Below are 23,732 nucleotides of genomic sequence, written 5' to 3'. Positions count from 1 at the left end.
CGGACGGCTCTACCAGTATGGGCGAATTGTCCGAAAGCGAAACCGGCGATTGCGGCCGCCTTGATCGCGCACAAGCATGCTGAAGATGGTGGCAGCCGGCGTGTGCCTACTGCGACAGTTCGCGCGCGGCCTCGACCTGCGCTTCGAAGAAGGTCTGGAAGCTGATGGCCAGCCCCGCCATCAGCAAGCCGGTACCGATCAGCAGCGACAGGATCACCAGGATCACCACCGGCCAGCCTGAGCGCGTGGGCTGGCCATGCGGGTTGAAGCGGGCGTCCCACTTGTCGTCCGGACGCAGCCCGTAGACGATTGCCGCCAGGAAGGCGCTGATGACAGACACCCCGCCGGCCACGGCAAAGGTCCAGTTCAGTGCGGGTGTGCCGGCGCCGGTCGCCATGGAGGCGACGCCGATGGCGCCCGCCAGCAGCGCCATCAGGTGCGCCCAGCCATACCGGTCGCGCACGCCGCCGAGGTAGAAGCGATGCGCGCCCAGGCTGCCGAGCAGGAAGGCCAGCGCCACGGTCAGCAGCTTCGATTTGCCGCGCGCGGATGGCGCGACGAGCGGAGAGGCGTGGCGGGCTGGCGTGACTGCGGGCATGGTCGGGATCAGGTTGCTGGCCTAGGAATGCAGGCCGGCGGTGCGCCGGCGCAGAGGCGGCGGCGCACGGTTAGCCGGCCGGCCCACATTGTACGCCGGCAGTCAGCGCAGGGAAGGGAGGTGCGTCAAAAGGCGCAGGCGGCGGCGCTAATGCCAGCCGCCGGAGAGCAGGCTGCGTACCAAGGCGGACGCGTGCTCGCTGATATGGGTTTCGCTGTAGAGAACCAGGGTCAGGATGCCCATGAAGAGGATGGACAGCGATAGCTGGCCCGCATGTTCGGCCAGGTCGCTAAGCAGGGGTGACATGACAAACCTCACAGAATTATTGTCATTCTGGAGGCTGCGCCCGGGCTGTCTTGGTCGGGTCCGGCAGGAGGTGTCGGGCAGAGGCAGGTCAGTTCGATTGCCGTCTGCACTAGACGGCACGCTGTGAGCCCCGGACAGCGCCGGGCGGCAGCCTGTGCGCGGCCCGGAATCGGGGCACACACTTAAGTAGAGACAGGCCCGGCGGGGGTGGAGTTCCGCAGGGCGCGGAGCGCTGTATTAACGGCGGGGCGCTGGTGGGGATGGCCGCCGCAGCAGTGTCAGCGGCGATCAGCGGCCGTTGTCGCGGCCGCGCGCCTGCCAGCCGGGACCGGCGGGCCCCTGACGGGGTTCGTTGCGGGCTTCATTGGCGGGGTTGCGCTCCTGGCCGCGGCCGCGATTGTCTTCGCGGTTGCCGGCCAGCGCGGCGCGGCGGCCGCTAAGGCGGTCGTCGGCCCTGGCGCGCGCCTCCATGCGGTCGATCTGCGCCTGCACGTGTTCACGGCTTTCGGCCCGCACGCTGGCCATTTGCCACCCATCGCCTGCCTGGATCCGGGCGGGCCGGCCGTCGGCACGGACTTGTTGCCAGAACGCGACCTGGGCATGGCCGGTGGCTACCGCGCCGACCAGGCCCGAGGCCACCAGGATGCCAGCCACCAGGTCGCGCAGGAGAGAGCGGGTGAGCATGCAGATTCCCAGGGTCCTGTCGCGCTGTGTTGCTGTTGGAAGATGGGTTCATGGTACGCATGGGGCATCGGGGCGCCTATGCCAATCCCGTTACCGGTGTAACGGATTGTTTCGCTCGCACAAAGCCCCGCCACGCGGGGCTTCCAGCCAGATTCAGGGCTGGTAGCGGATGCGGTAAATCGCCCCGGCATGGTCGTCGCTAACCAGCAGCGAGCCGTCCGGCGCGACCAGGACATCGGCCGGCCGACCCCAGGGCCTGCCGCCGCGCAGCCAGCCCTGTGCGAAGACCTCCTGGCGCACGGCCTTGCCGGCGCTGTCCAGCACCACGCGGACCACGCGGTAGCCGGACGGCTCGCTGCGGTCCCAGCTGCCATGTTCGGCAATGAAGACGTTGTTGCGGTAGTCCGGCGGGAATTGCGTGCCGGTGTAAAAGCGCATGCCCAGCGCGGCGACATGCGCGCCCAGCCGGGCCACGGGCGGCACGAACTCGGAGCAGGGCCGCTTGCTGCCATATTCCGGATCGGCAACGTTGCCGGCATGGCAGTACGGGTAGCCGAAATGCTGGCCGGACGCGGTGACGCGGTTCAGTTCGTCGTCGGGCACGTCGTCGCCCATGCGGTCGCGGCCATTGTCGGTAAACCACAGTTCGCGTGTGGCGGGGTGCCAGTCGAAGCCGACGGTATTGCGCACGCCGCGCGCCACCACCTGCAGGCCGGTGCCGTCGGGCTTCATCCGGGCGATGTTGGCATAGCGGCTTTCGTCCGGCGCGCAGACGTTGCAGGGCGCGCCGGTGGCCACGTACAGGTAGCCGTCAGGGCCGAATCCGATGAATTTGCCGCCGTGGTGGCCGTCCGAGGGGAAGCGGTCGCTCACCACCGTGGGTGCGGGCGGCTGGTCCAGGCGGGCCTCGATCTGGTCGAGCCGCACGATCTTCGATACCGAAGACGCATAAAGGCTGCCGTCATGGAATGCCACGCCAAGCGGATTGCGCAATCCGGTGGCCACAGTGCGCACCCGCGGGCGTGTGCCGAGCGCATCGCTGACCGCATAGAGCTTGCCTTCGCCGCCCGATCCCACGAAGAGCGTGCCGGACGGCGACATCGCCATGGCGCGCGCGCCCGGCACGTCGTCGGTCAGCACCTCGATGCGGAAGCCGGGCGGCAGGCGCAGTTGGTCCAGCGGCAGCGCGGCCAGGGCGAGCTGGCTTCCCAGTGTCATGACCAGGAGTAGCATACGCGGTACGATGCCAGCCATGAAGTGCAGAGCGGGGCGCATGTGAGGCCTCCTGTCGCGGTTTTTGCCACGATGCCTGCGCCGCGTTCACGCGTCAACCGCCTAAGTGTTTGTTTGGCCTCGGGAATTGGGCTATACTCTTGCGTTTCGTGTTCGAACGCCCTTGAACACCCCGTTTTCTGAGGAATCATTCCATGGTCGTTATCCGTCTGGCTCGCGGCGGCAGCAAGAAGCGCCCGTTCTTCAACATCGTCGCCACCGACTCGCGCAATCGTCGCGATGGTCGTTTCATCGAGCGCGTTGGTTTCTACAACCCGCTGGCAACCGAAGGTGAAGAAGGCCTGCGCCTGGCGCAAGACCGCCTGGCCTACTGGCAAGGTGTTGGCGCCCAGCTGTCGCCGACCGTTGCCCGCCTGGTCAAGCAAGGCGCCAAGGCTGCCGCCTGATTGCCGCTTGCAACGCGCCCTGCCTTAGCCGGCGGGGCGCGTTTGTATTGGTACACGCGCACACGTGACTGAACTAAAGCAGGGCGCCCCGCGGCCGTCCAAGCTGCCGCTGAACCGGCCGCGGGCCGAGCCAGCCAAGCAGGTCAAGCTGCCCGCGGCGCTGCTGTATGCCGAGCCCCTGCCTGAAGACTTGGTGGAAGTCGGCTATGTCAGCGCTGCCTATGGCATCCGTGGCTGGGTCAAGGTCCAGCCGCATGCCGACGATGCGTCGGCGCTGCTGCATGCCCGCCGCTGGTGGCTGCTGCCCCCGCCCCAGGCTGGGCTGGTGGTGGCCGACGCGGCGCGGGCCGAGCCACTTTGCGTAAAGATCGCGCAGTCGCGCGAGCACAGCGGCACCGTGGTGGCGCAGGCTGCCGGCGTGGCCGACCGCAATCTTGCGGAAGCGCTGCGGGGCCGTCGTGTGTGGATCCGGCGCGCGGATTTTCCGGCGCCGGAAGAAGACGAGTTCTACTGGGTCGACCTGATCGGCTGCAGCGTCAGCAACGAGCAAGGCGAGTTGCTGGGCGAGGTGTCCGGGCTGATCGACAACGGTGCCCACCAGATCCTGCAGGTTGCCTTCGTGCAGCCTGACGGCAAGGCCGGCGAACGGCTGATTCCATTTGTCGACGCGTTCCTGCGCACGGTGGATACCGCCGGCAAGCGCATCGTGGTGGACTGGGGGCTCGATTACTGAGCGGTGCCTGCGTAGATGCGGGATAAGGATGGGAGAGAGCGGATGCAGTTCGATGTGATCACGCTGTTTCCCGAGATGTTTCGCGCGCTGACCGACTGGGGCATCACCAGCCGTGCCGCCAAGCAGCAGCGGTATGCGTTGCGCAGCTGGAATCCGCGCGATTTCACGGTCGACAACTACCGCACCATCGATGATCGGCCGTATGGCGGCGGCCCCGGCATGGTGATGCTGGCCAAGCCGCTGGATGACGCGATCGATGCCGCGGTGGCGGCGCAGGCGCAAGCCGGCGTATCGACACCGCATGTGGTGCTGATGTCGCCGCAGGGCAAGACGCTGACGCATGCCAAGGTCATGGAGCTGGCCCAGCGGCCGGGGCTGGTGTTGCTGTGCGGCCGCTACGAGGCGATCGACCAGCGGCTGATCGACCGTCGCGTGGACGAGGAAATCAGCCTCGGCGATTTTGTGCTGTCGGGCGGCGAACTGCCGGCGATGGCGCTGATCGACGCGGTGGTGCGCCACTTGCCCGGCGTGCTGGGCGATGCGCAGTCGGCGGTGCAAGACAGCTTTGTCAATGGCCTGCTGGATTGCCCGCATTACACCCGGCCGGAAGAGTATGAAGGCGTGCGGGTCCCCGACATCCTGCTTGGGGGCCATCATGCCGAGATTGAAAAATGGCGGCGCCAGCAGGCGTTGGCCAATACCGCGAGCAAGCGCCCCGACCTGATCGAGGCAGCCCGCGAACAAGGTTTGCTGACCCGCGCCGACGAGAAATTCCTGTCGGAATGGGCGGCGAAGGAAGGGCGGGGGGAAACTCCCGCCAGGTAAAACCCCATCCTCTGCCGGGGCCCGGGTCATCCTGGGGCATACAACGTCGGCACGATGGTTACGGAGAAGAAACGATGAACCTCATCGAACAGATCGAGAAGGAAGAGATCGCGCGCCTGACCGCGAACAAGACCATCCCCGCATTCGCGCCCGGCGACACCGTCGTCGTCAGCGTCAACGTGGTGGAAGGCAACCGCAAGCGCGTGCAGGCCTACGAAGGCGTCGTGATTGCCAAGCGCAACCGCGGCCTGAACTCGTCCTTCATCGTGCGCAAGATTTCGTCGGGTGAAGGCGTGGAACGTACGTTCCAGCTGTACTCGCCGCTGATCGCCGGCATCGAAGTGAAGCGCCGCGGCGACGTGCGTCGCGCGAAGCTGTACTACCTGCGCCAGCGTTCGGGCAAGTCCGCGCGTATCAAGGAAAAGCTGGTGTCGAAGGCTGCTGTCGCTGCCAAGGCTGCGCAGTAAACCAGGCATGCCGGCCGGGGCAACCCGGCCAGGCGTTTCCTCAGGAAGGGCACCCCAGGGTGCCCTTTTTGCATGGGCGGCGGACAACGGCGGGCGTTTTGCTGCGGCGCCAGATTGCGCGCTTCTGTCATACTTGCGATGTTATGCGTCCTGCTTTCGACCCCGAATCCCTTCCCGTCATCGACACCGACCTGCGCAATGGCGCACTGAGCGCGCCGCGCCTGCACGTGGATTTTATCCGGCACCGGTTCGAGGCGCCGCCGGCATGGGCGCCCGAACTGACCGATGAATCACGCGTCTATGACCGCAGCCGCGGCCTTCGCGACGCCGCCGTGCTGGTGCCGCTGGTTGAGCGCCGCGATGGCCTGACGGTGCTGCTGACGCAGCGCAATGCCAACCTGAGCGCGCATCCCGGGCAGATCAGCTTCCCTGGCGGGCGTCAGGAGTCCTGGGACCTTAGCCGCATCGACACGGCGCTACGGGAAACCGAAGAAGAAGTGGGGCTGGCTCGCGACTATGTCGAAGTGCTGGGCGCGCTGCCGGACTACATCACCGGCACCGGCTTCCACGTGAGCCCGGTGGTGGGGCTGGTGCGCGATGGCTTTACGCTGCGCCCGGACGCGTCGGAAGTGGCCGATGTCTTTGAAGTGCCGCTGGCCTTCCTGATGAACCCGTCCCACCATGAGCGGCGCCTGTTCCGCTGGGTCGACGGCGAGCGCATGTTCTACGCCATGCCCTATCCGCGCGAGAACGGCGGCCAGCGCTTTATCTGGGGTGCCACCGCCGGCATGCTGCGCAACCTCTACCACCTGCTGGCGGCCTGAGCCGCCGCGAATCAGCGTCAGGCCGCGGCCTGGCCCTTGCCGCCGATGCAGTGCGGGCAGCTCTTGCCGATCACATAGTGCGGGCTTTGCTGCTGTTCGGGCGTGACCACGGCGCGGCAGGCGAAGCATTGCTTTGGTCCGGCCGGCTCCAGGCTGGGATTCAACGCGGTGCGGTAGTCGAAGACGAAGCAGTCGCCACGATAGTGGCTGCCGCCGACCTCCTCGAAGTACTTCAGGATGCCGCCCTCGAGCTGGTACACGCGCTCGACGCCAACCTCTTGCATGTGGATCGCGGCCTTCTCGCAGCGGATGCCGCCGGTGCAGAACGACACCACGGTCTTGCCCGCCAGCGCGGCCTTGTTCGCCGCGACGGCGTCGGGAAATTCGCTGAACCTGGCGATGTCGTACTCGACCGCGTCGGCGAACGTGCCGACCGCCACCTCGAAATCATTGCGTGTATCGAGCATCACCACCGGACGGCCTTCGTCGTCGTGCCCCTGGTCGAGCCAGCGCTTCAGGTCCACCGGCCGCACCGACGGCGCGCGGCCTGCCTCGGGGCGGATCAGCGGCATCTTCATGGTGATGATCTCCTTCTTGGCGCGCACCAGCATGCGCTTGAAGGGCTGGTTGTCCGACAGGCTTTCCTTGGGCGCGATATCGGCGAAGCGCGCATCGGCATGCAGCCAGGCCATGAAGCCGTCGATGGCGGCGCGCGGGCCGGCCAGGAACAGGTTGATGCCTTCCGGCGCGAGCAGGATCGTGCCCTTCAGGCCTGCCGCCTCGCAGCGCTCGCGCATGGCCGGGCGCAGGGTCTCGATGTCGTCCAGCGAGACAAACTTGTAAGCGGAAATATTGACGATCTGCATGGGAGACTGCGCCCGCGCGGCGGCCCCCGAAGGGCGCCGACAGCTTGCGATAACTGCCTGATTGGAAAGGCGAAATTATAGCGTGCGCGCACCCTTCGCGTGGCGCATTTCCCGGCACGCCGATCAGCTTTGCGCCACGCTGCCCGAACTCCGGTGGCCCGCAACATTGGCGGCATGCCTGCGGGCCGAGCCGGTACAATGTCGCCCATGTCTGCACCCCGCTTCGTACACCTCCGCCTGCATTCCGAATACTCCATCGTCGACGGCATCGTCCGTCTCGATGACGCCGTCAAGGCCGCCGCCGCCGATGGCATGGGCGCGCTCGCCCTGACGGACCTTGCCAACGCCTTCGGCCTGATCCGCTACTACAAGGAAGCGCGCGGCAAGGGCGTGAAGCCGGTGGTCGGGGCCGACGTCTGGCTGACCAACGCCGAGGACCGCGACAAGCCCGCGCGCCTGCTGCTGCTGGTGCAGGACCTCCGCGGCTACCTGAACCTGTGCATGCTGCTGTCGCGCGCATGGCTGGGCAACCAGCACCGCGGCCGCGCCGAGATCGATCCCGCCTGGTTCCAGGAACCGGGCGAGGATGACCTGCCGCTGGCCACGGGCCTGATCGCGCTGTCGGGCGCGATGGGCGGCGATATCGGCATAGCGCTGGCCAACGGCAATGCCGAAGGCGCGCGCCGCGCCGCGCAGCACTGGGCCACGGTGTTCCCGCAGCGCTTCTATATCGAACTGCAGCGCGCCGGCCACGCCGGCACCGACGCCTACGTGCAGCAGGCGGTGCAACTGGCGGCATCGATGCAGTTGCCGGTGGTGGCCACGCATCCGGTGCAGTTCATGACGCCGGACGATTTCACCGCGCATGAGGCGCGCGTGTGCATCGCCGAGGGCGAGCTGCTGGCCAACCCGCGCCGCACCCGGCGCTTCACTACCGACCAGTACTTCAAGACCCAGGACGAGATGTGCGCGCTGTTCGCGGACATCCCCACGGCGCTGGAAAACGCGGTCGAGATCGCGCGCCGCTGCAACCTGACGCTGGAGCTGGGCAAGCCGCGCCTGCCGCTGTTCCCGACGCCGGACGGCATGTCGCTCGACGACTACCTCGTGTTCATGGCCAAGGAAGGCCTGGAAAAGCGCCTGGCGGTGCTGTTTCCCGACGAGGCGGTGCGCGAAGCCAGACGCCCGGAATACTACGCACGGCTGGAATTCGAGACCGGCACCATCATCAAGATGGGCTTCCCCGGCTACTTCCTGATCGTGGCGGACTTTATCAACTGGGCCAAGAACAACGGCGTGCCGGTGGGGCCCGGCCGCGGTTCGGGTGCCGGTTCGCTGGTGGCGTATGCGCTCGGCATTACCGACCTCGATCCGCTCAAGTACGCGCTGCTGTTCGAGCGTTTCCTGAACCCGGAGCGGGTCTCGATGCCCGACTTCGACATCGACTTCTGCCAGCACGGCCGCGATCGCGTGATCACCTACGTGAAGGAGAAGTACGGCAAGGACGCGGTGTCGCAGATCGCCACCTTTGGCACCATGGCGGCCAAGGCCGCGGTGCGCGACGTGGGCCGCGTGCTCGACCTCGGCTATGGCTTTGTCGACGGCATCGCCAAGCTGATCCCGTTCAAGCCGGGCAAGCTGGTCACCATCGAAGAGGCCAAGAAGGAAGAGCCGCTGCTGACCGAGCGCGAGCGCAACGAGGAAGAAGTGCGCCAGCTGCTGGAGCTGGCGCAACGTGTCGAAGGCATGACCCGCAACGTCGGCATGCACGCCGGCGGCGTGCTGATCGCGCCCGGCCGGCTCACCGATTTCTGCCCGCTGTACACGCAGGGCGCGCAGAACGACGGCATGAGCGGCGTGGTCAGCCAGTACGACAAGGACGACGTCGAGGCCGCCGGCCTGGTCAAGTTCGACTTTCTGGGCCTGACCACGCTGACCATCCTGGACTGGGCCGAACGCTATATCCGCCGCCTCGATCCCAGCAAGGCCGACTGGAACTGCAGCCAGATCCCGCTCGACGACGGCCCTGCCTTCGACATCCTCAAGACCGCCAACACGGTCGCCGTGTTCCAGCTGGAAAGCCGCGGCATGCAGGGCATGCTGAAGGATGCCAAGCCTGACCGCTTCGAGGACATCATTGCGCTGGTGGCGCTGTACCGTCCCGGCCCGATGGACCTGATCCCCAGCTTCTGCGCGCGCAAGCACGGCCGCGAGAAGGTGGAGTACCCCGATCCGCGCGTCGAACCCGTCCTGAAAGAGACCTACGGCATCATGGTCTACCAGGAGCAGGTGATGCAGATGGCGCAGATCATCGGCGGCTACTCGCTCGGCGGCGCCGACCTGCTGCGCCGCGCGATGGGCAAGAAGAAGCCCGAGGAAATGGCGCAGCACCGCGTGATGTTCCGCGAGGGCGCCGACAAGAACGGGCTGTCGGCGCAGCAGGCCGACGACATCTTCGACCTGATGGAGAAGTTCGCCGGCTACGGCTTCAACAAGTCGCACGCGGCGGCCTATGCGCTGCTGGCGTACTACACCGCGTGGCTCAAGGCCCATCATCCGGCCGAATTCATGGCAGCCAACATGTCGCTGGCCATGGATGACACCGACAAGGTCAAGATCCTCTACGAGGACTGCAAGCTCAACAAGCTCGCGGTGCTGCCGCCGGACGTCAACGCCAGCGAGTACCGCTTCGCGCCGACGGACCCCAAGACCATCCGCTACGGCCTGGGCGGCATCAAGGGCAGCGGGCAGGGCGCCATCGAAGACATCCTGCGCGCGCGCGAAGAGCGGCCCTTCACCGACCTGTTCGATTTCTGCGAGCGGGTCGACCGCCGCCAGGTCAACCGCCGCACCATCGAGGCGCTGATCCGCGCCGGCGCCTTCGACAGCCTCAACGACAACCGCGCCCAGCTGCTGGCGTCGGTGCCGATCGCGATGGAAGCCGCCGAGCAGAAGGCCGAATCCGCCAACCAGGTGTCGCTGTTCGACCTGATGGGCGACGGCGGCGACGCGCACCGCCCGGAACTGCTCGACGAGCCGCGCTGGAGCCCCAAGCGCACGCTGCAGGAAGAAAAGCAGGCGCTCGGCTATTACTTCTCGGGCCACCTTTTCGACGCCTACCGCGACGAGGTGCGCCGCTTCAACAAGGGCACGCTGGCGGCGCTGGAAAAGGAAGTGCAGGGCAACGGCGGCGGCTTCGGCCGCGACGTGCGCGGCAAGACCATCGCCGGCGTGATCAGCGGCATGCGCACGCAGATGACCCAGCGCGGCAAGATGCTGATCGTCACGCTCGACGACGGCACCGGCCTGGTCGAGATGACGGTGTTCAACGAGGTCTTCGACGCCAACCGGCAGATGTTCCGCGAAGACGAACTGCTGATCGCCACCGGCAATGCGCGCCACGATACCTTCACGGGCGGGGTCCGCTTCACCGCGGAATCGGTGATGGACCTGGTCGCCGCGCGCGTGCGCTTTGCCAGTGCGGTGCGGCTGTCGATGAACGGCAATTCCTCGACCGGCATGCTGCGCGAGCTGCTGATGCCCCACCTGGCCCGCGCCAGCGGCGTGCAGGGCTTGCCGGTGCGGATCCGCTACGAGGCCAAGTCCGCCAGTTGCGAGGCCATGCTCGGCCCCGACTGGCAGGTGGTGCCGTCGGATGAGGCGCTGACCGCGCTGCGGCAGGTGCTGTCGACCGACGCCGTCAGCACGGTCTACGAATAAGCACGGCCTCCATGCCTGCCGGGCGCTGCGTCAGGCGCGGTGCCGGGCGGCGCGTGCGCTGGCCGCGAGCCGCAGCAGGGTGTCGACGTGGGCATCGATGCCGGGATCGTAATCGAGCAGGTCCAGCGGGTTTGCCAGCCGCGCCTGGCCATTGCGCACGGACTCCACCGCGGCGCGGATGGCGTGGTCCAGCGTCTCCGGGCGCGCGCGCGAGAACGCATGCACCGCTTGCGGCCGGATCACCTCCAGGCAGGCGATATTGTCGGCAAAGACCAGCGGCGTGCCGCACAGCACCGATTCCACCCCCACCAGCCCGAACGGCTCATAGCCTGACGCCAGGATAGTGAAGTCGGCGGCGCGGTAGAGCGCGTCGATGCGGCTGCTGTAGCCCAGCTCGCGCACGCGCGCGATGGTGCGCCCGACCGGGCGGCCCGCCACCGCCAGCGTGATCGGCAGGTCCGACTTCGAGAAATAATCGGCCAGCAGGTCGAAGCCCTTGCGTGCATGGCCCGACGACGGGAACAGGAACACGATCTCGTCGTCGCCGAAGCCGAACTCGCGCCGCAGCGCGGCGCGCGCGGCGGTATCGACCGGCGTGAAGCGCTGCGTGTCGACCGGGGGGTAGACCAGCTCGACGCGCTCCGGCGCGATCCCGTACAACTCGATCACTTCCCTCCGCATCAGCGCGGAATGCGCCACCACGCGGTGCGCGTCGGCATATTGCGCGCTTTCCAGTGCGATCTGCCATTGGTCCGAACGCCGCGCCGCCGTGCCGCGCGCGGCCAGATAGCCGCGATGCGTGCCGCCGCAGATGGCGATCTCGGAACCGCGCACGCGGTTGCAGCCGATCAGCACTGCGTCGGGATCGCGGCGTGCCTGCAGCCGCCACGAGAAATAACGGTCGCGCAGCTTGCCGGGCAGCCACGACACCACGATCCGGTGCGCGGCAACCCCGGCGGATGCCGCCACGCCAGCGTCGAAACGGCGCGCGTAGACCGAGACTTCGGTATCGGCGCGCCGCGCCATGGCCCGGCTGATGTCGAGCGCGTAGCGCTCCAGGCCGCCACCGGCGCCGAAGCGATTGCAGGAGATGCCAACTTTCATCGATCGAGATGGTAGGGGATAGGGCGGCGCGCGACCGCGTCGACGCTTCAGCTGGCTGCCTTGCTTTCCGCCGCGGCGTGCAATTGCGCCAGCTTGGCGTACTTGTAGTAGCTGGCCTGCGCATTCATCAGCGCCACGCCGAAGCCGGCGCCGCCGTCGAGGAAGCCGCGCTTGAGCAGGTAGGTGCGCACGAACGCCCACAGGCCGTGGCCCGCGGCGGATGCGACCGAGCTGCGCTTGCCGCGCGCATAGGCCTGCTGGGCGCCCGCGCTGGAATAGCTGTCGATCTTGCGCAGCACGTCCGACAGCGAGCGGTAGCTGTAGTGGACCAGCGGCTCGCGCAGCCGTGTGACCACGTCGTCCACCTGCAGGTGTTCGTGCACAAGGTCGTCGGTGAAGCGGCCGCGGCCGTTGCGGAAGACCCTGGTGACGTAGTCCGGGTACCAGCCCGCGTGGCGCACGAAGGTGCCGCAGAAAGCAGACAGCCGCGGCAGCGCAAGGGCCCGCGCATCGGCCTGCCGCAAGTGGTTCAGGATCTCGTCGCGCAGCGCGGGGGTGACGCGCTCATCGGCGTCGAGGCTGACGATCCAGTCACCGGTGGCAGCCTGGAGCGCGCGGTTTTTCTGCGGGCCGAAGCCCGGCCAGTCCTCGGTCTGGATCACGGTGGCGCCGGCGGCACGCGCGATCGCCACCGTATCGTCCGTGCTGGCCCAATCCACTATAATCGCCTCTTCGCACCAGGACACGCTTTCAAGGCATGGCCCGATATTGTGAGCTTCATTCCTGGTAATGATGACGGCGGAGACTCTCATGGAACGTAGGGGCGCGCCCCGGTCGGGCCAGGCCGGCGGGTCGCCGGCGTCGCCGCCAGCCGGGCGCTGATGGAAGAGCGCGTATTCTACCGCACCGGCGCAGTGGCTCCGCGGCCGCCTGCCGCCTCAGGCCGGTGAGCGCCGGCGCGCGCCGAAGCCGAAATCTCAGTTGCCAAGTTTTGATGAAAACAGCACATTGGTCCCGTTCCACAGGGATGGAAACCGTTTTATCCCTGCAGGCGTGTGCCGCATCGACCTCGCTTTGGCGCAGGTTGGGCAGGCACGCGGTGGTGGCATGATCGGCGCGTATGTGATCAATCTCGAAGCCGCCGCGGCCCGCCGGGAGCGCATTGCCGGCCAGCTGACGCGTCTCGGGGTGCCGTTCCAGGTGTTCCCCGCCGTGAACGGACGTGCCTTGTCCGAGGAAGAGGTCGCCCGCCGCTACGATGCCCATGCCGCCAGCGCCAGCTATCGCCCGATGAGCCGCGGCGAGATCGGCTGCGCGCTGAGCCACCTGGGGGTCTACCGCAAGATGCTCGAAGACGGTGCCAGCCTGGCGCTGGTGCTGGAAGACGACGCGCTGCTGGGCGACGACGTGCCGGCGGTGCTCGCGGCGCTGGCGTCGCAGATGGACCCTGGCAGCCCCGATGTCGTGCTGCTGTCACATGTCGACAAATTCACCCGCTGGGGCAACAGGGCGCTGGGCCCACGGCGCAAGCTGGTGCGGCGCTATGGCGAATGGTGGCGCGCGCATGGCTATGTCGTTACCCGCGCCGCCGCCGAACGCCTGCTGGCGGGGCTGCAGCCAGCCTGGTGCGCGGCCGACTACTGGTCCGCGTTCGAGCGGCGCGGCCTGGTCTCGGTCCGCGCCGTAGTCCCTTATTGCATCGGCCTGACCGAGCTGGCCGAGGCCTCGTCGCTGGAAACGCATCGCGCCGACCTCGACGCCACCGACAAGGCGCGCCGCAGTGTCGGCTATTATCTGCGCCGCTATGTCTACCAGCGCTTCCTGTTCCAGGTCTTGGTCAGGCCCTTCCTGCGCGTCGCGCGCCAGAAGCGGCCGGGCTAGCGCCGTGCCCTGCTGCCGCAACGCCGCCTACACCCAGAAGAAACTTCAGTGACCACATCCAAACCGCCCATTTCGCCAGGTGCCGCCGTGCCGTCCAGCATGGCCAGCCGGCTCTGGTCTTACCTGCGCCCCGAGCTGCGCATCTTCATCGGCGCCATCCTGGCGATGGCGGTGGTGGCCGCCAGCGAGGGGGTGATCCCCAAGGTCGTCAACGACTTGCTCGACAAGGGTTTTGGCGGCGACTACGCCGGCACGCTCTGGCATGTGCCGGCAATCCTGACCGGCGTGGCGCTGATCCGCGGCGTGGCGCAGTTTGCCTCGGGCTACCTGCTCAACCTGATCTCGAACCGCGTGCTGCTGAAGATGCGGCTGCAGATGTTCGAGCGCCTGCTGCAGGCGCCGGCGTCGTTCTTCCACCGCAATACCGCGGCGTCGCTGATCAACGCGGTGATCTTTGAGGTCAACCAGGTGCTGCAGATCCTGACCAGCGTATTCATTACGCTGGTGCGCGATTCGCTGACCGTGGTGGCGCTGCTGATCTACCTGTTCTACACCAACTGGCGCCTGACGCTGATCGTGGCGGTGATCCTGCCGGTGATCGGCTACCTGATGTCGAAGATCAACCGCCGGCTGCGCAAGCTCAACCGCGACCACCAGGCCTATACCAACAACGCCGCCTATGTCGTGGAAGAGGCGGTCGGCGGCTACAAGGTGGTCAAGCTGCATGGCGGCGAGGCCTATGAACTGGGGCGCTTCCGCACCGTGGCCGAGCGGCTCAAGAACTACTCGATGCGCATGGCGGTAGCGGGCGGGCTGAACCAGCCGGTCACGGCCTTCCTTGCCGCGCTGGCGCTGTCGGTGATCATCACCATCGCCATGGTGCAGGCGCAGGCCAACCAGACCACGGTGGGCGGCTTTACCGGCTTCGTGATGGCGATGCTGCTGCTGATCTCGCCGCTCAAGCACCTGACCGACATCAACCAGCCGCTGACGCGCGGCATCACCGCCGCCGAGATGATCTTCCGGCTGATCGACGAACCGGTCGAGCCGCAGGATGGCGGCAAGCCCCTGGACCGTGCGCGCGGCGAACTGGCTTTCGAGCGCGTCGGTTTCCGCTATGGCGAGGCGCCGCGCGCCGCGCTGGAGGGCATCGACCTGCGCGTCAGCCCGGGCGAGGTGGTGGCGCTGGTGGGTCCGTCGGGCAGCGGCAAGACCACGCTGGTCAACCTGGTGCCGCGCTTCTTCGATCCCACCGCGGGGCGCATCCTGCTGGACGGCGTGCCGCTGACCGAGCTGTCGCTGAAGGACCTGCGCAACCAGATCGCTTTCGTCAGCCAGGACGTGGTGCTGTTCAACGACACGGTCGCGGCCAATGTGGCGTATGGCGCCCAGCCCGGCAGCGAGATCGACATGGCCCGCGTCGAGCGCGCGCTGGCGGCGGCCTACCTGACCGAAACGGTCAAGGGGCTGCCCGAGGGCGTCAATACCAATATCGGCGACAACGGCATGAAGCTGTCCGGCGGCCAGCGCCAGCGCCTGGCGATTGCCCGCGCGCTGTACAAGGATGCACCGATCCTGATCCTGGACGAGGCTACCTCGGCGCTGGACTCGGAATCCGAGCGCCAGGTGCAGGCCGCGCTGGAGGCGCTGATGAAGGGCCGGACCACGCTGGTGATCGCGCACCGGCTGTCGACCATCGAGAATGCCGACCGCATTGCCGTGCTTGACCATGGCCGCGTCGCCGAGACCGGTACCCACGCCCAGCTGCTCGCCGCCAATGGCCTGTACGCCGGGCTGCACCGGATCCAGTTCGCCAGCCGCTAGGCGGCGGTCGCAGACCCACGGCAAAAGGGCCGGTGCATGCGCACCGGCCCTTTTTTTGTTGCCCTGGCGGCGTGATCAGTTGGTGGCAGTGACCTTGGGCAGGACTTCGTCGATGGCGGCCAGCACCTGTGCCCGTTGCGGCACCACGCCGCTGCCGCCCAGCGACACCGCGCGGCCCGGCGCATCGACGCCGTAAAGGTGGCGCGAGGTGTTGGTGAACAGGATCACCGTGGGCCGGCGCAGCGCGTCGGCAATGTGCACGAAGCCGGTGTCCATGCCGACCACCAGCGAGGCCTTGCCCACCATCTGCGCCACGCCGGTGATGCTCAGGCGCGGCATGACCTCGGCGCCGGGCACGCTGGCGGCGATGGTTTCGGCTTCCTTGCGTTCGGCGTCATTGCCCCACGGCACCAGCACGCGCAGCCCGCGCGCCGCGATGGCGCTGCCGACGCTGATCCAGTCGGCCACCGGCCACTTTTTTTCCTCGCTGGAGGTGGCGTGGAACAGCATGGCATATGGGCCCTTGGCGGCCGCGGCGGGCGTGTCCGCCGGCATTTCGAGGCCGTAGTCCATCTCCCGGGTCATTTCGTAGCCGAGCGCGCGGCTGACTGCGCGGCGCATGCGATTGCGCGCGCAATCCTCTTCCACGAACGGCTGGAACACATGGTTGTAGGCGAAGCGCGCTCCGCTCTCGCCCAGTTCCTGGACCGGGTAGCCATAGCGATGGCGCGTGCGGGCGAGGAAGGTGACGATGGCGCTCTTGTAGACGCCGTGGACATCCAGCACCGCATCGTACTTCTCGCGGCGCAACGCGCGAAGCGCACAGAAGATCGCGCGCAGGCCGGCCCAGCTGCGCGCCTTCTTGAAGCCGCGCAGCGGTGCGGCGATCACACGATCGATATTCGGGTTCCACCGTGGCACATCGGCGCAGTAGGAGTCGGCGATCCAGTCGATCTTGACGCCGGGAAAGGCCCGCTGCAGGTCAGCCACCAGCGGCTGGGTGAATACCATGTCGCCGAGCGAGGTCAGCTTGACGATGAGAATACGTTTCATCGGGAACAGTAGCGCGGTCCGTAGGCCCGCCTGGTTCGGAAGGTGCGTAGTATGCCTGATCCGGAGGACGTGTGTCCGTGCGATGCATGGTCGACATGAAGCCCGCCAGCTTGCGCGCGATCCGTTAGTATTGGTGGCAGAAGCCTCACCACGATGACGCCTGCCAAACCGGAGACCACTATGTCAGATTCGGCATTCCCGATCAGCCGCTACCCCATCCCGGCGCTGGCCGACCTCCCCGACGATATCCGCGCGCGCATCGTGGAAGTCCAGGAGAAAGCCGGCTTCGTTCCCAACGTCTTCCTGGCGCTGGCGCACCGTCCCGATGAGTGCCGCGCGTTCTTCGCCTATCACGATGCGCTGATGCTCAAGGAAGGCGGACTGACCAAGGGCGAGCGCGAGATGATCGTGGTCGCCACGTCCGGCGCCAACCAGTGCCTGTATTGCGTGGTGGCGCATGGCGCGATCCTGCGCATCTATGAGAAAAAGCCGCTGGTCGCGGACCAGGTCGCGGTGAATTACCTGAAGGCCGACATCCCGCCGCGCCAGCGCGCGATGCTCGACTTCGCCATGAAGGTGTGCAAGGCCTCGCATGAAATCGGCGAGGCCGACTTCGATGCGCTGCGCGAGCACGGCTTTTCCGACGAGGACGCCTGGGATATTGCCGCGATCACCGCGTTCTTCGGCCTGTCCAACCGCATGGCCAATACCGTCGGCATGCGCCCGAACGACGAGTTCTACCTGATGGGGCGCGTGCCAAAGGCAAAGTAGCGGTGCCGCGCTGCCGCTGGCTCAGCGCACTTCGGCGCAGGCACCGCTCTTGGGATCGAACAGCACCGGCCAGGCCTGCTCGTAGATGCCTGGCGTGCAGTGCTTCTCGCAGCGGGCATGGGCCAGCGTCACGCGGCGCGGATCCTGCCAGACCAGCAACTTGCACTGGCTGCCATCGATGGCTTGCAGTTCGATGTGCGGGGTTTCGCGGACCTGGCGGAACTCGGCCAGGTTGAATTCGCAACTGCCGCGCCGCGATACCCACAGCTTCCATTTCAGCGCCCGCACCTCGTTGGCCCTGACATCCATCAGCGCGTCCTCGCGAAAGCCGTCTTCCTCGGTACGCTTGCAGGCGGCGGCAAGGTTGATGACCTTGGGCGCGATCGGCGTGGCGCGCTCCTTTGGCGGCGGCGGCGCTTCGACCTTGGCCTCGGGTGGCGGCGGTGCGCGCCTGGCGCTTGGCAATGGCGCGCACGCCACCGTCAACAGGAGGGCTAGCACACAGGCCCCATGGTTCGTGGCGTTCATGCCGGACTCCTTGCTTGCCGACCGGCAGCGCCGCGCAAAACATCGCGCGCGCACAGCCGGGCGCGGCCTCCGAACGGAGACCGCTGACTACCGTGGTTTAGTTATAGCGGATGGCAAACAGAAGTGGGCTAGGGCCATTACCGAGTCCAGAATGCGGTACCGTCCAGGCACTGGACAGGCGCAGGCAATGCACCGCGGTTACGTTCGTAAACAGCTTGATACACCGCGGCGCGTACCCGCATGCTAGCCTCGCTCCAACCCGTCTTGCCCATCCCGACATGAAGCCTCGTACCCTGGTATCCATCGTGATCCTGCCCGTGCTCCTCGGCACCTTCTGCGCCGCCGCCCATGCCGATGACGACTGGGACGACGATGACCACCCTCGCCATGCGCGGCGCTACCACGGCGGCGACTACAAGGAAGAATTCTGGGTTGGCAACTGCAAGATCAAGCGCAAGTGGAAGGACAACGGCGAGTACAAGGAAGAGCGCAAGTGCAAGGACCGTCCGGTCGTGTACCAGCCGCCGCCTCCGCCGGTGTATTACCAGCCCGAACCGGCCTATGTCATCAGCCCGCAGGTGGTGATCCGGCCGTGAAACAATACAGCCCGCCGATTGGCGGGCTGTTTCCATTTCGCGCAGGCGGGTTCACATCAGAATGATGTCGTACTGCTCCTGGTGGAAGGTCGATTCCACCTGCAGCGAAATCGGCTTGCCGATGAAGTCGCCCAGCATCGCCAGGTGCTGGCTTTCTTCTTCCAGGAACAGGTCGATCACTTCCTGCGAGGCCAGGATGCGGAACTCGCGCGGGTTGAACTGGCGCGATTCGCGCATGATCTCGCGCAGGATGTCGTAGCAGGCCGTGCGCGGCGTCTTGACCTGGCCCTTGCCCTGGCACACCGGGCATTGTTCGCACAGCACGTGCGCCAGCGACTCGCGCGTGCGCTTGCGCGTCATCTCGACCAGCCCCAGCTGCGAGAAGCTGTTGACGGTGATGCGGGTGCGGTCGCGCGACAGGGCGCGCTTGAGCTCGGACAGCACCGCGTCGCGGTGCTCGACGTTCTCCATGTCGATGAAGTCGATGATGATGATGCCGCCGAGGTTGCGCAGCCGCAGCTGGCGCGCGATGGTGTGCGCCGCCTCCAGGTTGGTCTTGAAGATGGTGTCGTCGAAGTTGCGCGCGCCCACGTAGCCGCCGGTGTTGACGTCGATGGTCGTCATCGCCTCGGTCTGGTCGATCATCAGGTAGCCGCCTGACTTCAGGTCAACCCGGCGCGACAGCGCTTTCTCGATCTCGGCGTCGATATTGAACAGGTCGAAGATCGGCCGCTCGCCGGTGTAGTGCGACAGGCGCGGCAGCACCGCCGGCGTGTATTCCTTGGCGAACTCCAGCAGCATCTGGAAGTTCTCGCGCGAGTCGATCTGGATTACGCCGGTGGCGTCGTTGATGAAGTCGCGCAGCACGCGCTGGGCCAGGTTCAGGTCCTGGTAGAGCAAGCTGGGCGCGGGCAGGGTGGTGGCGTTCTGGCGGATCGCGCCCCAGATCTTGCGCAGGTAGGCGATATCGTTGCCGAGTTCCTCGTCGGTCGCTTCCTCGGCGATGGTGCGCACGATAAAGCCGCCGCGCTCGTCGGCGGGCACCAGCCCCTGCACGCGGCTGCGCAGCGCCTCGCGATCGACTTCGCCTTCGATGCGCTGCGAGATGCCGATATGCGGGTCTTGCGGCAGGTACACCAGCGTGCGCCCGGCGATGCTGACCTGCGTCGACAGCCGCGCGCCCTTGGTGCCGATCGGGTCCTTGATCACCTGCACCATCAGCGCCTGGCCTTCGAACAGGGTTTTCTCGATGGCCAGCTGCGGGGTCGAATTGTTGCGGTCGGGGTCGCGCGGATGCCAGATGTCGGCCACGTGCAGGAACGCGGCGCGCTCCAGGCCGATGTCGATAAAGGCCGACTGCATGCCGGGCAGCACGCGCACCACCTTGCCCAGGTAGATATTGCCGACCAGCCCGCGCGTCAGCGTGCGTTCGACATGCAATTCCTGCACCGCGGCCTGCTGCACGATGGCGACGCGGGTCTCTTGGGGCGTGATGTTGACGAGTATGTCTTCAGTCATAGCGGGTGAAACGCGTCGCCGGAGGCCCGCCGGGTGAGCGGCCGGGCATGCGGCTGGATAAGGTTGACCGGTGAAGTCGCCTGGCGCGAGGGCAGTCTCGCCGATGGCAAAGGGCGCCGCTCAGAACTGCAGGCGCGCCTGCCGAAGTAACGCTGCCGTCTCAAACAAGGGCAAGCCCATGATACCTGAATAGCTGCCTGCAATCCGCGCCACGAACTCGGCCGCGCGGCCCTGGATGCCGTAGGCGCCGGCCTTGCCCAGCGGCTCGCCGCTGGCGACGTAGCGCTCGATCTCGACAGGTTCCAGCGCGCGGAAGGTGACTTCGGAAACCGACAGCGCATGCCGCATGCCGGTGGTCGACACCACCGTCACGGCGGTCAGCACGCGGTGGGTGCTGCCCGACAGCGCGCCCAGCATGGCCGCAGCGTCGGCGCCGTCGGCGGGTTTGCCCAGGATGCGGCCGCCCAGGCAGACTGTGGTGTCCGAGGTCAGCACCGGCGCATCCGGCAGCGCGCGGCGTTCGCGGCGGCGCAGCGCGGCTTCGGCCTTGAGCGCGCACACGCGCTGGACATAGTCGTCCGGGGTTTCGGCGGGCAGGACGGCTTCGAGTGCTTCGGCGTCTTCTTCGTCGTCGGCCAGCAGGAGTTCATAGCGCACGCCGAGCTGGGTCAGCAGCTCGCGGCGGCGCGGGCTTTGCGAGGCGAGGTAGAGATAGTCGTGCAGGGTGTCGGACATCGCGGCGGGGGGCCTTCCGGCGACGGCCGGGATCAGGCCCGATGGTAGGGGTGGTTCTGCGTGACGGACCACGCGCGGTACAGCTGTTCGGCCAGCAGCACGCGCACCATGCCGTGCGGCAGGGTCAGGCTGGAGAGCCGGATCAGGGTGCTGGCGCGGGCCTTGAGCGCGGGATCGAGCCCGTCGGCGCCGCCGATCAGGAAGGCCACGTCGCCGCCCTCGCGCTGCCAGTCGGTCAGCTGCGCGGCCAGTTGCACGGTGGTGAAGTCGCGGCCGCGCTCGTCCAGCGCAACGATGCGGCACTGCTTCGACAGGCTGCCCAGCACCGCCTCGATGCGCGCGGCTTCGCGCTGCATCACGGTGGCGGCGTTATTGCTGGACGAGCGCGTTTCCGGCTTGACTTCGCGCAGTTCGATGCGCAACTCGGGCGGCATGCGCTTGGCGTACTCGCTGAAGCCGGTTTCGATCCAGCCAGGCATCTTGTGGCCGACGGCCACGATCACCAGTTGCATGGTTCAGACGAGGCGGTGACGCCGCGCTGGCGCTGAACGGCCGCGCATCGGGCCTCAGGCCGAGCGGGTGGCACGCTTGCGCGCGACCGGCTTGGCTGCGGCAGTCTTGGCGGGTGCCTTCTTGGCCGCGGTCTTGGTGGCTGTCTTGGTCGCGGTCTTGCGTGCCGTGGTGCCTGCAGCGGTCTTGCGCGGTGCCGCGGCACGGGTGCCGGTGGCCTTGGTCGCAGGCGACTTGGCGGCGGCCTTGCGGGCCGGCTTGCGGATGGTGGCGATGGCGTCCGCGTCGGTGTCCTCATGGCCCATCGGCGGCGACGGTTCCTTCATGCCTTCGGGCAGGCGCGCCAGCGCCGGCCGCAGGTTGCTGGCACGGCGCACCGTGCGCACCGGGGCCTCGTCCTCGTCTTCGTCCATGGGCTCGCTGGCCTTGGCCAGGCGGGTACCGGCAGCCAGCTTCATGCGCACCGGCTTGTCGCCCCAGATCTCTTCGAGGTTGTAGTACAGGCGCAGTTGCGGCTGCAAGATGTGAACCACGGCGTCGCCGCAGTCGACCAGCACCCATTCGCCGGTTTCCAGCCCCTCGACCGCCACGATATGGCCGCCCGCTTCCTTTACCGTATCCCGCACCGACGCTGCCAGCGCCTTGGTCTGGCGGTTGGAGGTGCCGCTGGCAATCACCACCCGGTCGAACAGTTCCGTCAGGTGGCTGGTGTCGTACACCTTGATGTCCTGCGCTTTGACATCCTCGAGGCCGTCGACGATGGCGCGTTGCAGTTTACGAATATCCATGGGTGTCTTCTTGTTCAGCTCAGATCGGTTTGGGGGTGGGCGCCGGGGTCGATGCAACCCTGGTCATGCCCGGGCCGGGGCGTTGCGGTACAGCCCGTGGCTGGCAATGTAGTGTGCCACGCCGGGCGGCAGTTGGTCATCTGCCGGCTGGCCGGCTGCCAGCCGCTGGCGCAGATGGGTGGAAGAGAGGTCGACGGCGAGCGTCTGGTCGATCCACATCCGGCCGGAGGGCGTGCATTGTATCAGGTGCGTGTCGGCCTGGCGCTCGGCCAGCGCGGCCAGCACCGGACCCTCCAGCGCCGCCAGGGCAAAGCGCGGCCGTGTCGCGGTGCACAAGTGCACGTGCGCGAACAGTTCCTGCCAGCCATGCCAGGTGTGCAGGCGCAGCAGCTGGTCGGCGCCCATCAGCCAGCACAGCGAGGCCTCGGGGCCGTACTCGTCGCGCAGCTGGCGCACCGTGTCGATGGTGTAGCTGGGGCCGGCGCGATCGACTTCCATGCGGCTGACGCGGACTTTGGCGCCGCTGTCGCCGAGCGCCGCGGCGGCCAGTTCGGTCATCGCCAGGCGGTCGGCGGCCGGGGTCACGTCGTCGCCCTTCTGCCAGGACTGGCCGGTGGGAATCCACACCAGCTCGTCCAGGCCCAGATGGTCGATGCACAGCCGCGCCAGCGCCAGGTGCCCGACGTGGGGCGGATCGAAGGTGCCGCCCAGGATACCCAGGCGGTAGGGGCGGGCGCCGGCTTGCGGCGATGCGCCCGCGTCGGCGGCGGGCATGCGGGGGTGCGCGGGATGGGCCATGGGTCAGCCGTCAGGCCCAGTCGCGCGCTGGCAGGAAATCGGTGTACAGCGCCGCTTCGGCGCTGCCCGGTTCCGGTTGCCAGTCATAGCGCCAGGTCACCCGCGGCGGCATCGACATCAGGATCGACTCGGCGCGTCCGCCCGATTGCAGGCCGAACAGCGTGCCGCGGTCGAACACCAGGTTGAATTCGACGTAGCGTCCGCGCCGGTAGGCCTGGAACTCGCGCTCGCGCTCGCCGTAGGGCGTGTCCTTGCGGGCCTGCAGGATCGGCAGGTAGGCCGCCAGGAAGGCATCACCGACCGCTTGCATCATGGCGAAGCTGCGCGCGAAGCCCAGCGCCGAGAAGTCGTCGAAGAAGATGCCGCCGATGCCGCGCGCCTCGTTGCGGTGCTTCAGGAAGAAATACTCGTCGCACCACTGCTTGAAGCGAGGATAGAGTTCGTCGCCGAAGGGCGCCAGCGCCTGCTGGCAGGTGCGGTGGAAATGCGTGCAGTCGTCGGCGTTGCCGTAGTAAGGCGTCAGATCCATGCCGCCGCCGAACCACCAGACCGGTTCGGCCCCCGGCTTGACTGCCACGAAGCAGCGCACGTTCATATGCACCGTGGGCACGTAGGGGTTGCGCGGATGGAAGACCAGCGACACGCCCATGGCCTCGAAGCTGCGCCCCGCCAGCTCCGGGCGGTTGGCCGTCGCCGATGGCGGCAGGGTGTCGCCGCTGACGTGCGAAAAGCCCACGCCGGCGCGCTCCATCACCGCGCCGTCCTCCAGGATGCGGGTGCGGCCGCTGCCGCGCAGGCGTTCGGTGGGCGGTTTCTCCCAGGCGTCGGTCAGGAACGGCTGGCCGTCGATGGCACCGATGGCGTCGGTGATGCGGTCTTGCAGACCGAGCAGATAGGCACGGACTGCCTGGGAATCGATCATGG

General features: G+C 67.3%; 25 protein-coding genes. 10 read left to right on the top strand and 15 right to left on the bottom strand.

The genetic code is table 11. The annotated features are described in order from the left end of the window. Positions 1–106 precede the first annotated feature (106 nt). The 4 genes from E5S69_RS20110 to E5S69_RS20095 all read right to left on the bottom strand — a co-directional run bounded on the left by E5S69_RS20110 (position 107) and on the right by E5S69_RS20095 (position 2,863). Positions 107–598: a TM2 domain-containing protein gene (locus tag E5S69_RS20110; protein ID WP_171516387.1), complete on the bottom strand. Its 492-nt coding sequence runs from the start codon at positions 596–598 to the stop codon at positions 107–109. Positions 599–745: 147 nt separating this feature from the next. Next, positions 746–904 (bottom strand): hypothetical protein, encoded by a 159-nt coding sequence (locus E5S69_RS20105; RefSeq protein WP_171516386.1) that lies wholly within the window; start codon positions 902–904, stop codon positions 746–748. A 288-nt stretch (positions 905–1,192) separates the two neighbouring features. Next, positions 1,193–1,588 (bottom strand): hypothetical protein, encoded by a 396-nt coding sequence (locus tag E5S69_RS20100; RefSeq protein ID WP_171516385.1) that lies wholly within the window; start codon positions 1,586–1,588, stop codon positions 1,193–1,195. A 153-nt stretch (positions 1,589–1,741) separates the two neighbouring features. Further along, positions 1,742–2,863 carry a PQQ-dependent sugar dehydrogenase gene (locus tag E5S69_RS20095; RefSeq protein ID WP_171516384.1) on the bottom strand — a complete coding sequence of 374 codons (1,122 nt, stop codon included), beginning with the start codon at positions 2,861–2,863 and terminating at the stop codon, positions 1,742–1,744. A 152-nt stretch (positions 2,864–3,015) separates the two neighbouring features. On the opposite strand from E5S69_RS20095, the gene rpsP reads away from it, so the two are divergent. From rpsP to E5S69_RS20070, 5 genes are all read left to right on the top strand, one after another. Next, a complete protein-coding gene (gene rpsP, locus E5S69_RS20090; RefSeq protein WP_042884516.1) occupies positions 3,016–3,267 on the top strand; it encodes a 30S ribosomal protein S16 in 252 nt (83 codons plus the stop codon). Positions 3,268–3,376: 109 nt separating this feature from the next. Next, positions 3,377–4,000, top strand: coding sequence for a ribosome maturation factor RimM (rimM, locus tag E5S69_RS20085; protein WP_216621394.1), 624 nt, complete (start codon positions 3,377–3,379; stop codon positions 3,998–4,000). A gap of 42 nt (positions 4,001–4,042) precedes the next feature. Next, positions 4,043–4,825 carry a tRNA (guanosine(37)-N1)-methyltransferase TrmD gene (trmD, locus tag E5S69_RS20080; protein WP_171516382.1) on the top strand — a complete coding sequence of 261 codons (783 nt, stop codon included), beginning with the start codon at positions 4,043–4,045 and terminating at the stop codon, positions 4,823–4,825. Positions 4,826–4,899: 74 nt separating this feature from the next. Beyond that, entirely contained in the window at positions 4,900–5,292 is a 393-nt protein-coding gene (gene rplS / locus E5S69_RS20075) for a 50S ribosomal protein L19 (RefSeq protein ID WP_115662753.1), read from the top strand. A 143-nt stretch (positions 5,293–5,435) separates the two neighbouring features. Continuing rightward, positions 5,436–6,116, top strand: coding sequence for a CoA pyrophosphatase (locus E5S69_RS20070; RefSeq protein ID WP_171516381.1), 681 nt, complete (start codon positions 5,436–5,438; stop codon positions 6,114–6,116). 17 nt (positions 6,117–6,133) lie between these two features. On the opposite strand, the gene E5S69_RS20065 is transcribed toward E5S69_RS20070, so the two are convergent. Further along, a complete protein-coding gene (locus tag E5S69_RS20065; protein ID WP_171516380.1) occupies positions 6,134–6,982 on the bottom strand; it encodes a sulfurtransferase in 849 nt (282 codons plus the stop codon). Positions 6,983–7,189: 207 nt separating this feature from the next. Here E5S69_RS20065 and dnaE point away from each other — a divergent pair, with 207 nt between their 5' ends. Next, positions 7,190–10,702 (top strand): DNA polymerase III subunit alpha, encoded by a 3,513-nt coding sequence (gene dnaE, locus E5S69_RS20060; RefSeq protein ID WP_171516379.1) that lies wholly within the window; start codon positions 7,190–7,192, stop codon positions 10,700–10,702. A 30-nt stretch (positions 10,703–10,732) separates the two neighbouring features. On the opposite strand, the gene E5S69_RS20055 is transcribed toward dnaE, so the two are convergent. Together E5S69_RS20055 and E5S69_RS20050 are read right to left on the bottom strand one after the other, a co-directional pair. Further along, positions 10,733–11,806, bottom strand: a complete 1,074-nt coding sequence (locus E5S69_RS20055) for a glycosyltransferase family 4 protein (RefSeq protein WP_171516378.1) — start codon at positions 11,804–11,806, stop codon at positions 10,733–10,735. 47 nt (positions 11,807–11,853) lie between these two features. After that, on the bottom strand, positions 11,854–12,618 hold the full coding sequence (locus tag E5S69_RS20050) for a glycosyltransferase family 2 protein (RefSeq protein ID WP_171516377.1): 765 nt from the start codon (positions 12,616–12,618) through the stop codon (positions 11,854–11,856). 295 nt (positions 12,619–12,913) lie between these two features. Between E5S69_RS20050 and E5S69_RS20045 the strand changes: the two genes are divergently transcribed. Next, positions 12,914–13,687 (top strand): glycosyltransferase family 25 protein, encoded by a 774-nt coding sequence (locus E5S69_RS20045; RefSeq protein ID WP_171516376.1) that lies wholly within the window; start codon positions 12,914–12,916, stop codon positions 13,685–13,687. 99 nt (positions 13,688–13,786) lie between these two features. Beyond that, positions 13,787–15,511, top strand: a complete 1,725-nt coding sequence (gene msbA / locus E5S69_RS20040; RefSeq protein WP_171516486.1) for a lipid A export permease/ATP-binding protein MsbA — start codon at positions 13,787–13,789, stop codon at positions 15,509–15,511. Between the two features lie 75 nt (positions 15,512–15,586). Here the strand turns inward: msbA and waaC are convergent, their stop codons facing one another. Further along, a complete protein-coding gene (waaC, locus tag E5S69_RS20035; RefSeq protein WP_171516375.1) occupies positions 15,587–16,564 on the bottom strand; it encodes a lipopolysaccharide heptosyltransferase I in 978 nt (325 codons plus the stop codon). 180 nt (positions 16,565–16,744) lie between these two features. On the opposite strand from waaC, the gene E5S69_RS20030 reads away from it, so the two are divergent. Then, positions 16,745–17,335 carry a peroxidase-related enzyme gene (locus E5S69_RS20030; protein WP_171516374.1) on the top strand — a complete coding sequence of 197 codons (591 nt, stop codon included), beginning with the start codon at positions 16,745–16,747 and terminating at the stop codon, positions 17,333–17,335. A gap of 21 nt (positions 17,336–17,356) precedes the next feature. Here the strand turns inward: E5S69_RS20030 and E5S69_RS20025 are convergent, their stop codons facing one another. Next, complete coding sequence (locus tag E5S69_RS20025; protein ID WP_171516373.1) at positions 17,357–17,863, bottom strand: hypothetical protein; 507 nt, start codon at positions 17,861–17,863, stop codon at positions 17,357–17,359. Positions 17,864–18,141: 278 nt separating this feature from the next. Between E5S69_RS20025 and E5S69_RS20020 the strand changes: the two genes are divergently transcribed. After that, positions 18,142–18,459 carry a hypothetical protein gene (locus E5S69_RS20020; protein WP_171516372.1) on the top strand — a complete coding sequence of 106 codons (318 nt, stop codon included), beginning with the start codon at positions 18,142–18,144 and terminating at the stop codon, positions 18,457–18,459. A gap of 51 nt (positions 18,460–18,510) precedes the next feature. On the opposite strand, the gene rng is transcribed toward E5S69_RS20020, so the two are convergent. From rng to hemF, 6 genes are all read right to left on the bottom strand, one after another. Further along, positions 18,511–19,977 carry a ribonuclease G gene (gene rng, locus E5S69_RS20015; RefSeq protein ID WP_171516371.1) on the bottom strand — a complete coding sequence of 489 codons (1,467 nt, stop codon included), beginning with the start codon at positions 19,975–19,977 and terminating at the stop codon, positions 18,511–18,513. A 120-nt stretch (positions 19,978–20,097) separates the two neighbouring features. Continuing rightward, entirely contained in the window at positions 20,098–20,712 is a 615-nt protein-coding gene (locus tag E5S69_RS20010) for a Maf family protein (protein ID WP_171516370.1), read from the bottom strand. 32 nt (positions 20,713–20,744) lie between these two features. Beyond that, complete coding sequence (gene rlmH / locus E5S69_RS20005) at positions 20,745–21,224, bottom strand: 23S rRNA (pseudouridine(1915)-N(3))-methyltransferase RlmH (protein ID WP_011614787.1); 480 nt, start codon at positions 21,222–21,224, stop codon at positions 20,745–20,747. Between the two features lie 54 nt (positions 21,225–21,278). Further along, a complete protein-coding gene (rsfS, locus tag E5S69_RS20000; RefSeq protein WP_171516369.1) occupies positions 21,279–22,010 on the bottom strand; it encodes a ribosome silencing factor in 732 nt (243 codons plus the stop codon). 63 nt (positions 22,011–22,073) lie between these two features. After that, the gene (locus E5S69_RS19995; protein ID WP_171516368.1) at positions 22,074–22,808 is read right to left on the bottom strand and encodes a nicotinate-nucleotide adenylyltransferase; all 735 of its coding nucleotides are present in this window, start codon (positions 22,806–22,808) and stop codon (positions 22,074–22,076) included. A 10-nt stretch (positions 22,809–22,818) separates the two neighbouring features. Beyond that, on the bottom strand, positions 22,819–23,730 hold the full coding sequence (gene hemF / locus E5S69_RS19990) for an oxygen-dependent coproporphyrinogen oxidase (protein ID WP_171516367.1): 912 nt from the start codon (positions 23,728–23,730) through the stop codon (positions 22,819–22,821). Positions 23,731–23,732: the final 2 nt, after the last annotated feature.

It is taken from the genome of Cupriavidus necator (genome assembly GCF_013141915.1).
Taxonomy (GTDB): domain Bacteria; phylum Pseudomonadota; class Gammaproteobacteria; order Burkholderiales; family Burkholderiaceae; genus Cupriavidus; species Cupriavidus necator_B.
This window is presented reverse-complemented; position numbering and strand designations above follow the sequence as displayed.

Excerpts from the sequence above, each read along its gene's own strand:
- E5S69_RS20010 (WP_171516370.1), bottom strand. The coding sequence starts at position 20,712 with ATGTCCGACACCCTGCACGACTATCTCTACCTCGCCTCGCAAAGCCCG.
- E5S69_RS20070 (WP_171516381.1), top strand. The coding sequence starts at position 5,436 with ATGCGTCCTGCTTTCGACCCCGAATCCCTTCCCGTCATCGACACCGAC.
- msbA (WP_171516486.1), top strand. The coding sequence starts at position 13,787 with ATGGCCAGCCGGCTCTGGTCTTACCTGCGCCCCGAGCTGCGCATCTTC.
- dnaE (WP_171516379.1), top strand. The coding sequence starts at position 7,190 with ATGTCTGCACCCCGCTTCGTACACCTCCGCCTGCATTCCGAATACTCC.
- waaC (WP_171516375.1), bottom strand. The coding sequence starts at position 16,564 with ATGAAACGTATTCTCATCGTCAAGCTGACCTCGCTCGGCGACATGGTA.
- E5S69_RS20055 (WP_171516378.1), bottom strand. The coding sequence starts at position 11,806 with ATGAAAGTTGGCATCTCCTGCAATCGCTTCGGCGCCGGTGGCGGCCTG.
- rpsP (WP_042884516.1), top strand. The coding sequence starts at position 3,016 with ATGGTCGTTATCCGTCTGGCTCGCGGCGGCAGCAAGAAGCGCCCGTTC.
- E5S69_RS20025 (WP_171516373.1), bottom strand. The coding sequence starts at position 17,863 with ATGAACGCCACGAACCATGGGGCCTGTGTGCTAGCCCTCCTGTTGACG.
- E5S69_RS20045 (WP_171516376.1), top strand. The coding sequence starts at position 12,914 with ATGATCGGCGCGTATGTGATCAATCTCGAAGCCGCCGCGGCCCGCCGG.
- E5S69_RS20100 (WP_171516385.1), bottom strand. The coding sequence starts at position 1,588 with ATGCTCACCCGCTCTCTCCTGCGCGACCTGGTGGCTGGCATCCTGGTG.
- E5S69_RS20030 (WP_171516374.1), top strand. The coding sequence starts at position 16,745 with ATGTCAGATTCGGCATTCCCGATCAGCCGCTACCCCATCCCGGCGCTG.
- E5S69_RS20020 (WP_171516372.1), top strand. The coding sequence starts at position 18,142 with ATGAAGCCTCGTACCCTGGTATCCATCGTGATCCTGCCCGTGCTCCTC.
- E5S69_RS20050 (WP_171516377.1), bottom strand. The coding sequence starts at position 12,618 with ATGAGAGTCTCCGCCGTCATCATTACCAGGAATGAAGCTCACAATATC.
- E5S69_RS19995 (WP_171516368.1), bottom strand. The coding sequence starts at position 22,808 with ATGGCCCATCCCGCGCACCCCCGCATGCCCGCCGCCGACGCGGGCGCA.
- rng (WP_171516371.1), bottom strand. The coding sequence starts at position 19,977 with ATGACTGAAGACATACTCGTCAACATCACGCCCCAAGAGACCCGCGTC.
- E5S69_RS20065 (WP_171516380.1), bottom strand. The coding sequence starts at position 6,982 with ATGCAGATCGTCAATATTTCCGCTTACAAGTTTGTCTCGCTGGACGAC.
- rlmH (WP_011614787.1), bottom strand. The coding sequence starts at position 21,224 with ATGCAACTGGTGATCGTGGCCGTCGGCCACAAGATGCCTGGCTGGATC.
- rplS (WP_115662753.1), top strand. The coding sequence starts at position 4,900 with ATGAACCTCATCGAACAGATCGAGAAGGAAGAGATCGCGCGCCTGACC.
- rsfS (WP_171516369.1), bottom strand. The coding sequence starts at position 22,010 with ATGGATATTCGTAAACTGCAACGCGCCATCGTCGACGGCCTCGAGGAT.
- E5S69_RS20110 (WP_171516387.1), bottom strand. The coding sequence starts at position 598 with ATGCCCGCAGTCACGCCAGCCCGCCACGCCTCTCCGCTCGTCGCGCCA.
- E5S69_RS20105 (WP_171516386.1), bottom strand. The coding sequence starts at position 904 with ATGTCACCCCTGCTTAGCGACCTGGCCGAACATGCGGGCCAGCTATCG.
- hemF (WP_171516367.1), bottom strand. The coding sequence starts at position 23,730 with ATGATCGATTCCCAGGCAGTCCGTGCCTATCTGCTCGGTCTGCAAGAC.
- E5S69_RS20095 (WP_171516384.1), bottom strand. The coding sequence starts at position 2,863 with ATGCGCCCCGCTCTGCACTTCATGGCTGGCATCGTACCGCGTATGCTA.
- trmD (WP_171516382.1), top strand. The coding sequence starts at position 4,043 with ATGCAGTTCGATGTGATCACGCTGTTTCCCGAGATGTTTCGCGCGCTG.